We start from the raw sequence: 12,415 nt of genomic DNA, 5'->3' as shown, positions 1-12,415 counted from the left end.
TTCCCAGTGTTGCCGACGGCCTGCAGGCCCTCCGCATTCAGATCCAGGGGTCTTCGTCGTGATCAGACCGGGATCGATCCCGGCGAGGCTCTCCAGGCTCTGACCAGTCCTCGTCATCCCAGGCTTCGCGGGACTCTTGGGGGGATGGCCGCGGCTGTTCCCCCCAAGGGGGTTCCTCCCAAGGGGGCTCCTCCAGCCAACCTTCCAACCGTTCTCCGGCACGATCACCGAACTGCTGGAGCTGCTCACGCCAGTGACGGGACCGTCGCACCAAGTCCTGACGGACGCTGGCGCGAGCCTGGGGAAGATCATCAAGATTGCGCAGGGCTGTGGAGACCCGTCCGGGTTGCTGGTCGACGATGCGCTCGGGGCTGAGACGCCAACGGCTGCTACCGGGAAGCCTTGGATCGCTGCGGGAGACGAGGTAGTAGAGGATTTCACCGGATGTGGGAACAAACGCGAGGTCAGCGATCTGACCCAGTCGCTCGCCATCCCGATCGAGGAGATCCGCATCCAACAGCGTGGGCAGTCGATCCAGGGTCAGCTGGTCGGTCTCCGCCGGGAAACCTTTCACATACACCTGCTGATCATCCACGCCGCGACACTGATCCAGACGCCAAACGTCTCGTTGGTTGCGCAAGGCAGAAGGACGGCTGACCCAACCCAGCAGACGATGCACTGGAGGATGCATCCAGGCCATCACACCGGGTCCATGGTCCAACCCCTGATCGCAGCGCACGCGATGGCGAAGCAGATCGCTCAGAAGAAACGGATCGGGCAGGGGCAAGGCTCAGGAGCGAATCTGCACGGGCATCACGAGATAGGTGAGGCCGGCTCCATCATCCGCCGGCGAGAGAATCGCCGGGGTGGTCGGTGCATTGCAAGACAGAACGATGCGTTCAGCATCCATGGCTTTGAGGCCATCGAGCACGTAACGCACGTTGAAGGCAATCTGCACCTCCTCCCCTTCGATTTGTGCGGGGAGAGACTCCGATCCGCTGCCCACGTCCTGGGCATCAGCTGAAATCTGAATCAGCCCCTTGCTGGGATCACTGATGATCCTCACAACATTGTTGTGCTGATCCGCCAGTACTGCAATGCGCTCGAGAGAGGCCACGAAGGCCCGTCGATCCAAGGCCATGGTGCGGCTGAACGACTCAGGAATCAGCTGTCGGTAGTTGGGATAGGTGCCCTCAAGGGTGCGGCTGGTGACCATCTGATCGGCGGCCAGAACCACCACCTGGCCACGCTCGAAGAAGAGGCTGACAGGATCGCTGCCTTTCCAGCCAGCCATCAAACGCTCCACCTCACGCAGGGAGCGGGCAGGGAGGGTGACCGCCAGCCCCGCACTGCCTTCAGCATCGGGAGCCTCCTCGTTGGCAATCGCGTCCTGTAGAGCATCATCCACGCTCAGCACGGCGAGACGGTGCCCATCAGTGGACGCGGCTTCCAGACGGGTTTGATCGAAACGCAGGTGCACACCGGTGAGCAACTGCTTGGCTTCATCAGAACTGCTCGCAAACAGCGTGCTGCGCAGTGCACGAACCAAAGCAGCCGGATCAAGCTTGACCGCGGTGCCGTTTTCCACCAAAGGCAGGTCGGGGAAGTCGTCAGCCGGCATGCCGCGCATCTGATAGCTCCCGCTCAGGCTGGTGAGCTCCACCTGCTCGCCGCTGTCATCGGTGGTCAGGGTGATCGGGGAATCGCTGGAGAGACGGGACACGATCTCGCCGAACAATCGCGCCGGGAGCGTCACCGCCCCGCTGGTGTCGACTGAAGCAGGCAGGGAGGTCTGAATCCCCAGGCTGAGGTCAAATCCCGTGAGGCTCAGTCGATCTGTGCCGGCATCGGCGGTGAGCAGCACATTCGCGAGCACTGGATGGGTGGGACGGGACGCCACAGCACGACTGACCAGCTGAAGTGCGCTGTTGAGTTCCGTCTGGGAACAGACCAGTTTCATCGCGTTGGTGACCGCAGCTGGGGAATGAGATCACCCAAGGTTTCACAGGCGAGCCGGAAGTGCAATGGCACCGAGATCAACGTGGTGTCCCTGTTCTACTGGATTGAAATGATTTCAAGAAAAGAACTACTAAACAGCCGTAATAGAGGATGGGGAAAACGTGGAAAACCCCGCATTCACGCTCGTGGCACAGGGTTTCACTCTGCACAGGCATGGGGGAATTCGATCGGTCGTTGAGGAACGCGTGCCGTTCTCCACTGTTTCAACAGGCTGAGGAATTCCAGCCGGTTCCGGGATGGTGAGGTTTCAGCATGTTTCCCCCCATCAATTGAGGGGGTTCAGCCTGGATGTCCCCAGGCAGTTCTCCATCTGGTTGCCGCTGGTTTGGTTGGGCTGAGTGTGTCAACCCACAAAAAAACCCCCCTGGTTTCAGGGGGGAAGGTTCAGTCCGGTGCGGCGGGATGGCCTTGGACTGCAATCAGAAGCCCATCACACGGGCCACGGTTCCGAGATCGGGATCAAGGTCGGTGTGGAAGGCCGCGTCGTTGTTGTTGATGGCGCAATCCGGGTCTTTCAGTCCGTTTCCGGTGAGCACGCACACCACCGTGGCTCCGGTTGGCACCTCGTCTTTTCTTTTGAGCAGGCCGGCCACCGAAGCAGCGCTTGCCGGCTCACAGAAAATCCCTTCCTGCCCGCCGAGCAGCTTGTAGGCCTCAATGATCTCTGCATCGGTGACGTCGAGGAAGTCACCCTGGCTGGCTTTGCGGGCGGCAATCGCTTTCTCGCGGTTCACAGGATTACCGATGCGGATGGCTGTGGCGATCGTGTCCGGATCCGTCACCGTGGTGTTGTTCACCAGAGGGGCGGAGCCACTGGCCTGGAAGCCCATCATTCTGGGCAGTTTGCGGCTGCGCCCTGCCTGGTTGTACTCCTGGAAGCCCATCCAATAAGCAGTGATATTGCCCGCGTTGCCCATGGGAATGCACAGCCAATCAGGCGCATCGCCCAGGGCATCGATCACTTCGAAGGCCGCTGTTTTCTGTCCCTGCAGACGGAAAGGGTTCACGGAGTTCACCAGGGTGACTGGGAACTGATCAGACACTTCGCGGACGATGTCCAGAGCCCGGTCGAAATTGCCACGGATGGCCAGCACCTCGGCGCCGTACACCAGGGCTTGAGCCAGTTTTCCTTGGGCCACGTATCCGTCGGGGATCAGCACAAAAGCGCGCATGCCAGCGCGGCGTGCGTACGCAGCCGCAGCGGCGGATGTGTTTCCAGTGCTGGCGCAGATCACAGCCTCGCAATGGGCTTCTTTCGCTTTGCTGATCGCCATGGTCATGCCCCGGTCCTTGAAGGACCCCGTGGGGTTCAGGCCGTCATATTTGACGAACACCTTCACATCGCGGCCGATGCGTTCGGCCACTGAGGGCACAGGAATGAGGGGAGTGGCGCCTTCGCGAAGGGTGACCACGGGGGTTGACGTCGTGACGGGTAGCCAAGGCCGATAGGCCTCGATCAGCCCTGGCCAGTCTTGAAGGACTGGTGCCGGGGAAAAACGGCGGCGGAAGGCGTTGATCACTGACACCTGTGCAGGGCTCTCGTCCAGAGGAATCTATGTGGCGATCCTCGCCGGCGGGTTTACTGACCGCTCTCCTTCAGGCCATCGAGGGGCGAGTTGGAGAAGAAGGTCACCAGCCCGGCAATCGATTCAGCTTTTTCGATGGCGGCCATCAGGGCGGGAAGGTTGATCTCCATCACCTCTGCGGGGTAGGCCTCCAGGAACTTGATCATGTTGAGGCCCCCTTCACCGATCTGCAGACCGTTGATCACCCCAGCGCGAATGGCCGGAACACTCACGGAAGGTTCGGGAACGCGCAGCGGATAAACGATCTTCGCGACGCGCTTGAGAATGACATCGCCGATCTTGGTGGACATCAGACGGCTGGTGAGCACCAGCGGAAGATCCAATTCCTGGTTGAGCAATTTGGCCACGTTCTCTGGATCTTGCTTGCCAAGACGCAAAAGATCGGAGAGCAAACCGCGGGCCTCTCCGGTTTCCGCCAGATAGGCCAGATCGGCGACGCTGATCGAGCGGATGAAGGCACCACTGACGAGGGCCACATCTTCAGCCGCACGAACAGGTTGAAACCAGTTGAGCAGGGTGAGTGCCAGGGCTGAGCCCGTAGCCAGTGCGTGGTGACGCAGACGTGAACGTGCGGGCATGACGGAGTCTCAGCGACTGGAATTTAGGGGGAGACACCAGCGGCTGCCCTCACCAAACGGACAACTCCTCGTTCGGCTAAACCTTGAGCCAGTTCCACACCCATGCGCCTTGCATCCGGTTCACGAATCAGACGGGGCAGACGGCTGAACACCAGATCAGGGCTGAACCCAGGCAATTGCTGCAGAACGGCGATCAGCTGCCTGATCGGCTCAAGATCGAGATAAGTGCTTTGGTCGAAGCTGTCGCTTGCCTCCAGAAGCATGGGCGGCTGCAGAGGACGGGGCAGGCGCCGTCCGATCCGTTGCAGGGTCATCCAGCTCAGGGCATCGAGGCGATCCGCGACGGCATCCACCAGTTGGCGGCGCAGCATGCCGCCATTGGCTGAGAAGAGGAAATCGAGAACCTGATCAAGAAGCGCCTCGAGATCGAGTTGATCCTGGCTGGCGGCACTGGCGACCAGATTTTCCAGACGGGTCCAGCGGAAGATATCGCCATCGAACAGCATTTCCCGAAGACTCATCCGCAACTGGGGATCGGGATCCTCCATCAGGCGCCTCGCGAAATACGGGTAAGCGGCACCGAGAATCTTGAAATCGGAATCCACACTCAGAGCAATGCCCTCGAGGGTGACCAGGGATCGGATGATCAGGGCGTAGTAGGGAGGGACCCTGAAGGGGAATTTGTACATCACCCCTGAGAGGTCATCGGTGACCGCTTTGAAGTCCATCCGGCTCACACCGGCCTCCAAAGCCTGGCTGAAGACGGTTTCGAAGGCGGGGACGATCGGCTCGAGATTCACATCCTCCGCAAGAAATCCGAGGCTGACGAAATCCTTGGAGAGTTTGCCGAAATTGCGGTTCACCAGGTGGACCACGGCCTGAATCAGCCCCGTCCGTGATTCACGGGTCACCTCACTCATCATCCCGAAGTCGAGATAGCAGAGCCGGCCGTCTTCGAGGGCCAGCAGATTGCCGGGATGGGGATCGGCATGAAAGAAGCCGTGTTCCAGCAATTGCTGCAGGCTGCAGCTCACGCCCACTTCCACCATGTCATCGGGATCGATGCCCAGCTCGCGCACCGCTTCGAGATTGGTGAGCTTCACCCCATCGATCCATTCCATCGTGAGCACCCGGCGGCTGGTGGCTTCCCGAAAGATGAGTGGAACAGCGATCCGTGGGTTGTGGCTGTGCAGTTCGCTGAATCGTTCGGCATTGCTGGCCTCATTGAGGTAGTCCATCTCCTCGAACACCCGGCGCCCCAGTTCATCGATCAGGGCCACGAGATCACTGCGGATCAGGCCGATGTTGGAGTTCAGCCAGGCGGCGATGTTGCGCACGATGTAGAGATCAAGAGTGATCTGCTCCCGCAGGCCCGGTCGCTGCACCTTCACGGCCACGCGCTGGCCGTTTTTCAGCACTCCGCGATGCACCTGTCCGAGCGACGCTGCGGAAATCGGTTCTCGCTCGAGGGTTTCGTAAATGTCATCCACGGGCGCTCCGAGGTCTTCCTCGATGCAAGCCATCGCCAGGTCGCTGTCGAAACCCGGCAGTTGATCCTGCAGCTGGGCGAGTTCTTCCAGCAGCACTGGGGGCACGATGTCCGGCCGGGTGGACAACGCCTGGCCCGCTTTGATGAAGGCTGGGCCGAGATCCACCAACAGGTTCGCGAATTCCCTGGCTCTTGCCCGCGCCCGTTTCTGATCGCTCAGCAGCCCGAGCACTTTGTCGGTGCCCACGCCCAGCAGAAACAGGCCGATGGGCACCAAGGTCTGCCAGAGACGCCTCAGCAGCCGTTGCGGGTGACCGGCATAGATCCGGGTGATCGCTGCAGGGTCATAGGTGAGCAGACCCGAGGCTTCGATGAAATCTCCAAGTTCCTGTGGGGCCACGGGCCGAGTTGCCAGGTTCACCCCCCTTCTAAACGAGCTGAGCCACCGCTACGGTCAGCACGACCACCGGGGCTTGCCGTGCTCACCGGTTTGCGACTCCAAAACATCGCATTGATCGACAGCCTGGATCTGGCGTTTGATCAGGGTTTTTCCGTGCTGACCGGTGAAACCGGCGCGGGCAAATCCATTCTTCTTGATGCATTGGATGCCGTGTTGGGCGGCATGCAGGCGTCCGCTGCCGCGCGACTGCTGCGCAGCGGTTGCGACCGTGCTCTGATCGAAGCGAGTTTCCGGGTTGGTGCCAGCGGCCAGCGCTGGTTGGAGCGCCACCAGCTCGATGATGGAGAGCCTGAGCTGGTGGTCAGCCGCGAATGGCGTCGTCAGGACGACCGTCTCAGCAGTCGCTCCCGCTTAAACGGGGTGGTGGTCAACCGGCAGCAGTTGCTCGAGTTGCGCCCTCTGTTGATCGATCTCACCGTGCAAGGACAGACCCAACAGCTGGCGCGGCCCGGACAGCAGCGCCGCTGGTTGGATCGTCTCGGTGGTGCGGAGTTGGAATCGACGCTTGGCGACGTGCGACGCAGTTGGCTGCACTGGCAGCGTTGTCGCGATGCCCTCCACCAGGCCGAATCCGACCGTCTGCAGCTGGAACAGCAACGCGATGAGCTCGAGGCCTTGCTCCTGGAGCTTGAACAGGCTGCTCTCGATGATCCAGAGGAGATTGCGCAGCTGGAGTTGGAGCAGGACCGCCTGGTGCATGGCGTGCGCTTGCTGGAGGGTCTCTCCGCCTTGATTGGTCGTTTGCAAGATGGCGCTGATCAGGCTCCATCGGTTCTGGATCATCTCCTCGCCTGCACCCATGAATTGCAGTTGATGCAGGCCATGGACGCTTCCCTGCAACCCTGGACGGAACGCTGCGTCGACCTTGAAGCTGGTGTTCAGGATCTGATTCGTTCGCTGGAGCGTTATGGCACGTCGTTGGACAGCGACCCTGAACGCTTGGCGGTCCTTCAGGATCGGTTGTCGCTGCTCAAGCGACTTGAACGTCGCCACGGCCAGGATCTGGCGGCTCTGATTCAGCAGCGCGATGCGTTGCGCGAACGCCAGGAGGCTGGTGGTTCGGAGGATCTCCTGCGCCGCTTGCAGGAGCAAGAGCTCGCCGCCCGCGCGGATCGCGATCAACACAATGCCTCGCTGACGCGTTGTCGTGAGGCCGCGGCCCAACAGCTGCAGACCGATCTGATGGCCACGCTGCGTCCGATGGGACTGGCCAATGTGCGTTTTGAAGTGAAGATCGAGCCTGTCGATCCAGGGGACTTTGGGGCCGATTCCGTTTGTTTCCTGTTTTCGGCCAACCCCGGTCAGCCGATGGCTCCATTGGTGGAGGTGGCTTCAGGCGGCGAAATGTCGCGTTTTCTGCTGGCTCTCAAAACGTCGTTGGCCAAGGTCGATGGATCCAGCACCCTTCTTTTCGATGAGATCGACACCGGTGTGAGCGGCAGGGTGAGCGGGGCCATGGCCGATCTGCTGCGCACCTTGTCACGCCATCGTCAGGTGTTCTGCGTGACCCATCAACCCCTCGTGGCTGCGGTTGCTGATCATCACTTCCGCGTCAGCAAGGACGTTTCCGCCGGTATCACCCGCTCGCGAGTGTCCCACCTGCGGGACACTCAGGAGCGCCAGCGGGAACTGGCGGAACTGGCTGGCGGCGACCGTGAAGAGGCCCAGGCTTATGCGGCCAGCCTTCTGGATCAGGGCGCGGCCTGAATCCGATTTGATCTCCGTAGACTCTGTTGCTGCCGAGGTTCCTCCCTATGGGACGCCCTGCTCCCAAATCGAAGGCCCTGTCGGGTTCCAGGCCCGTCAACCTCAGTGGAGGAAGCCTTGAGGATGTGATTCGGGTGCGTGGCGCCCGTCAGCACAATCTCAAGAATGTCGACGTCACCATCCCTCGCAACAAGATGGTGGTGTTCACCGGGGTGAGCGGCAGCGGTAAGAGCTCCCTGGCTTTCGACACGATTTTTGCTGAGGGTCAGCGCCGTTATGTCGAGAGTCTCTCGGCTTATGCGCGCCAGTTCCTGGGTCAGGTGGATAAGCCCGATGTGGATGCCATCGAGGGGCTTTCACCGGCCATCTCGATCGATCAGAAATCCACGAGCCACAATCCCAGGTCCACCGTGGGGACCGTCACCGAGATTCAAGATTACCTGCGACTTCTCTTCGGCCGGGCTGGAGAACCTCACTGTCCGCAATGTGATCGGGCGATCCGGCCCCAGACCATCGATGAGATGGTGGATCAGATCCTGACCCTTCCCGAAGGCACCCGCTACCAGCTGTTGACGCCGCTGGTGCGAGGCAAAAAGGGCACGCACAGCAAGCTGATCAGTGGCCTTGCGGCTGAAGGATTCGCTCGCGTGCGCATCGATGGAGAAGTGCGCGAGCTTGCCGACAACATTGAGCTCGATAAGAACCACCAGCACAGCATCGAGGTGGTGGTGGATCGCCTGGTGGCCCGCGACGGCATTCAGGAGCGACTCACGGATTCCCTGAGGACAGCGCTGAAGCGGGGCGATGGTCTAGCCATCGTTGAGGTGGTTCCGAAGAAGGACGAGGAGCTCCCCGAAGGAGTGGAGCGGGAGCGTCTTTACTCCGAAAACTTCGCGTGTCCTGAGCATGGGGCCGTGATGGAAGAACTGTCGCCGCGGCTGTTTTCCTTCAACAGTCCCTATGGAGCCTGTGATGCCTGTCATGGCATTGGGCATCTGCGCAAGTTCACCGCAGAGCGGGTGATTCCTGATCCATCGTTGCCCGTGTATGCGGCCGTTGCGCCCTGGGCGGAAAAAGACAATTCCTATTACTTTTCCCTGCTGTATTCAGTGGGTGAGGCGTTCGGATTTGAGATCAAAACGCCTTGGAAAGATCTCACCGAAGAGCAGCAGGACGTTTTGCTCAATGGAAGTCGGGATCCGATTCTGATCCAGGCCGACAGCCGTTATCGCAAAGGCAAAGGTGGATATGAGCGGCCTTTCGAAGGCATCCTGCCGATCCTGGAGCGTCAGTTACGGGACGCCAGCGGTGAGGCCATGCGTCAGAAGCTGGAGAAATACCTGGAGCTGGTGCCCTGTGCCAGCTGTGCCGGGCAGCGTTTGAGGCCTGAAGCCCTCGCTGTGCGCGTCGGGCCCTACCGGATCACGGAACTCACCGCCGTCAGCGTTGGCCAGACCCTGGAGCGCATTGAGCGGCTGATGGGTGTGGGGGCCTTTGAAGCCAGTGAACCGTTGCTCACGGATCGTCAGATTCAGATCGGTGACCTGGTGCTGCGCGAGATCCGCATGCGCCTGCGTTTTCTCCTCGATGTGGGCCTGGATTACCTCAGCCTCGATCGGCCGGCGATGACCCTCTCCGGTGGTGAAGCCCAGCGCATCCGTCTCGCCACCCAGATCGGCGCTGGCCTGACTGGTGTTCTGTATGTGCTCGATGAACCGAGCATTGGCCTCCACCAGCGCGACAACGACCGCTTGCTGGCCACGCTTGAGCGCCTGCGTGATCTCGGCAACACCCTGGTGGTCGTCGAACACGACGAAGACACCATCCGCGCCGCCGATCACCTGGTGGACATCGGCCCTGGTGCGGGGGTTCATGGCGGGCACATCGTGGCGGAAGGATCTCTTGAGGATCTTCTGACCGCTGAAGAGTCGCTGACTGGTGCCTATCTCAGCGGCCGTCGCAGTATTCCAACGCCCTCAGAGCGGCGTTCGGCTGGGACGCGCAGCCTCAAGCTGCTCAACTGTGCACGCAACAATCTCACCGATCTGAGTGTTGAATTTCCGCTGGGCCGTCTGGTGTCGGTCACCGGGGTGAGCGGCAGCGGCAAAAGCACCTTGGTGAACGAATTGCTGCATCCCGCCCTCGAGCATGGTCTGGGCCACAAGGTGCCGTTTCCCAATGGCCTTGGTGAACTCAGGGGCATTAAATCCATCGACAAAGTGATCGTGATCGATCAGTCACCGATCGGCCGGACTCCCCGCTCCAATCCAGCCACCTACACCGGAGCCTTTGATCCGATCCGCCAGGTGTTTGCCGCCACGGTTGAGGCCAAGGCCCGTGGCTATCAGGTTGGTCAATTCAGCTTCAACGTGAAGGGAGGGCGTTGTGAGGCCTGCCGAGGTCAGGGGGTGAATGTCATCGAGATGAATTTCCTCCCGGATGTGTATGTGCAGTGCGATGTCTGCAAGGGAGCGCGCTTCAACCGTGAGACCCTTCAGGTCACCTACAAAGGTTTCACGATTGCTGACGTTCTGCAGATGACGGTGGAACAGGCAGCGGATGTGTTTTCCGCCATCCCCCAGGCAGCGGATCGCCTGCGCACGCTTGTGGATGTCGGTCTCGGTTACGTGAAGCTGGGCCAGCCTGCGCCCACGTTGTCTGGGGGTGAAGCCCAGCGGGTGAAGTTGGCAACCGAGCTGTCCAAACGGGCCACGGGCAAGACGCTTTATTTGATTGACGAGCCCACCACCGGCCTCAGCTTCTACGACGTGCACAAGCTGATGGATGTGATGCAGCGTCTGGTGGATAAGGGCAATTCGATCATCTGCATCGAACACAACCTCGATGTGATCCGTTGTTCCGACTGGTTGATCGATCTCGGCCCGGAAGGGGGTGACAAAGGTGGGCAGATCGTGGCCTGCGGCACGCCTGAAGAGGTGGCCCAGCATCCCACCAGTCACACGGGTCGTTATCTGGCCAAGGTTCTGGAGCAACATCCCCCTGAAGTCGACGTTCCCCTTGCGGCCTGATGCGCCCCATCCGTTCTGTCTTTGCGGCGATCGCAGCCTCCGCCGCAGTTGTGCTGAGCGGATTGCCCGCGTCCGCACTGGAGCGGCTTGTGTTGCGGATGCCCTATCTGGGCGTCGATTTCACCATCAATCTTGGAGAGGGTCGATCGGTTGAGGAGGTCATTCAATCCAGCCCGGATCTTGTCGACCTCGACCGCGCGTCCGAGGGTCGACTGCTCGCTCTGCTCAAGACAGTGTTTCTGAGCCCACTCCCGGCGGAGCTGCGAGGGCTTTTGGAGGGCTCCACCGGCCAGCCTCTGTTGGAGCAGGCACTAAACGCTGCTGCCTTCATCGTCAATCTCGAGGGGGTGCCTTTCGACAGCAGTGGATCAATGCTCACGAAGGCATTGAGGCGCGCTTACGACAACGATCAGAACAATCTCCTCGGCTTTCTCCATCAACTCCCTGGCGAAGAAGCGTCGATCGATCTCTCCAAGCTTGCAGAAGCGGTCAATCGCTTGGTGGCCAATCAAAGCGATGGCCTGGAGCTTGTGAAGGCCGGCTTCGCTGCTCCGGTGTCGTCTGAGTTGTTCGAGTCTCTGCAAGATCCGACATGGACGCGAGAGGTCATTCGTGTGTCGGTGCAGCACCGTGACGAGCCTCTGCGCGTTCTGGTGCTGAAGCCACAGGGTGCGGGAAACCAACGGCTGGTGGTCATCTCCCATGGTCTCTGGGATGACCCGGAGTCGTTCGAAGCTTGGGCTGAGGTTCTCGCTGCCAAGGGTTATGTGGTTCTGCTGCCGGATCATCCAGGCAGCAATTTTGAACAGCAACGGGCGATGTTGGCCGGTGATCGGCCGCCACCGGGTCCGGAAGAGCTGCGATTGCGTCCTTTGGATGTGTCAGCGCTGCTGACGGCTGTGGAACAAGGTCGGGTTCTCGCTGGTCGTGACCTCAACACCAAGGAAGTGGCAGTGGTTGGCCACTCGTGGGGAGCCACGACGGCGCTTCAGTTGGCCGGTGGCATCCCAACGGATCAGAAGTTGAAAGCGCGCTGCCGTGATCCCCGGGATCCTGAGCGCAACATCAGTTGGGTGTTGCAGTGCAGTTGGCTTTCAGGCATCAACAAAGCAGGCGTTGCCGATTCCCGGGTGAAAACGGTTGTGGCGGTGAGTCCACCGATGCGGCTTTTGTTTGATCCCGTCCAGTCCCTGGACTCGGTGAACGGACAGCGATCGTCTCGCCCGAAGGTTTTGTTGATCAGCGGAACCCGCGACTGGATTGTTCCGTCAGGTCCGGAAGCCGTGTCACCCATGCGCGATACCCAGGCTGCCCGACTTGGACATCGTTTGGTGTTGGTGGATGGTGGCACCCATTTCAATCTGCGCGCTGTTCGCGGTCAGGCTCCGAAGGCTGTGATCGGGCCAGTTGTGCTGGCTTGGATCAATCAGCAGATGACGATGACGTCGTCGTTCACCTTTGATGCCGGTCGTTGGGGCCACCCCGATCGGCGGCTTGTGGATGTGAGTGGTCAGCTCTGATCACAACCTCGGCAACACAAGTGTTGT

8 protein-coding genes are annotated in these 12,415 nt (G+C 60.5%); 3 read left to right on the top strand and 5 right to left on the bottom strand.

Going from position 1 to position 12,415, the window contains the following annotated elements; genetic code table 11:
• Positions 1-37: 37 nt before the first annotated feature.
• The 5 genes from KQ296_RS06855 to KQ296_RS06835 form a co-directional block, all read right to left on the bottom strand.
• A complete protein-coding gene (locus tag KQ296_RS06855; RefSeq protein ID WP_011931937.1) occupies positions 38-787 on the bottom strand; it encodes a hypothetical protein in 750 nt (249 codons plus the stop codon).
• Between the two features lie 3 nt (positions 788-790).
• The gene (gene dnaN / locus KQ296_RS06850; protein WP_011931936.1) at positions 791-1,960 is read right to left on the bottom strand and encodes a DNA polymerase III subunit beta; all 1,170 of its coding nucleotides are present in this window, start codon (positions 1,958-1,960) and stop codon (positions 791-793) included.
• 478 nt (positions 1,961-2,438) lie between these two features.
• Positions 2,439-3,545, bottom strand: coding sequence for a threonine synthase (thrC, locus tag KQ296_RS06845; protein ID WP_011934418.1), 1,107 nt, complete (start codon positions 3,543-3,545; stop codon positions 2,439-2,441).
• 53 nt (positions 3,546-3,598) lie between these two features.
• A complete protein-coding gene (locus tag KQ296_RS06840; protein WP_011934417.1) occupies positions 3,599-4,183 on the bottom strand; it encodes an alpha/beta hydrolase in 585 nt (194 codons plus the stop codon).
• Positions 4,184-4,206: 23 nt separating this feature from the next.
• Positions 4,207-6,072 carry an AarF/ABC1/UbiB kinase family protein gene (locus KQ296_RS06835; RefSeq protein ID WP_011934416.1) on the bottom strand — a complete coding sequence of 622 codons (1,866 nt, stop codon included), beginning with the start codon at positions 6,070-6,072 and terminating at the stop codon, positions 4,207-4,209.
• A 78-nt stretch (positions 6,073-6,150) separates the two neighbouring features.
• Between KQ296_RS06835 and recN the strand changes: the two genes are divergently transcribed.
• The 3 genes from recN to KQ296_RS06820 are packed head-to-tail and all read left to right on the top strand — an operon-like array spanning position 6,151 to position 12,388.
• Positions 6,151-7,839, top strand: a complete 1,689-nt coding sequence (gene recN / locus KQ296_RS06830; protein ID WP_011934415.1) for a DNA repair protein RecN — start codon at positions 6,151-6,153, stop codon at positions 7,837-7,839.
• A 47-nt stretch (positions 7,840-7,886) separates the two neighbouring features.
• Positions 7,887-10,868: an excinuclease ABC subunit UvrA gene (uvrA, locus tag KQ296_RS06825; RefSeq protein ID WP_011934414.1), complete on the top strand. Its 2,982-nt coding sequence runs from the start codon at positions 7,887-7,889 to the stop codon at positions 10,866-10,868.
• Positions 10,868-12,388, top strand: a complete 1,521-nt coding sequence (locus KQ296_RS06820) for an alpha/beta fold hydrolase (protein ID WP_011934413.1) — start codon at positions 10,868-10,870, stop codon at positions 12,386-12,388. Before uvrA ends, KQ296_RS06820 begins: the two co-directional genes overlap by 1 nt.
• The last annotated feature ends 27 nt before the right edge of the window (positions 12,389-12,415 follow it).

Origin of the sequence: Synechococcus sp. CS-197, from assembly GCF_025128215.1 — a bacterium.
GTDB lineage: Bacteria > Cyanobacteriota > Cyanobacteriia > PCC-6307 > Cyanobiaceae > Synechococcus_C.
This window is presented reverse-complemented; position numbering and strand designations above follow the sequence as displayed.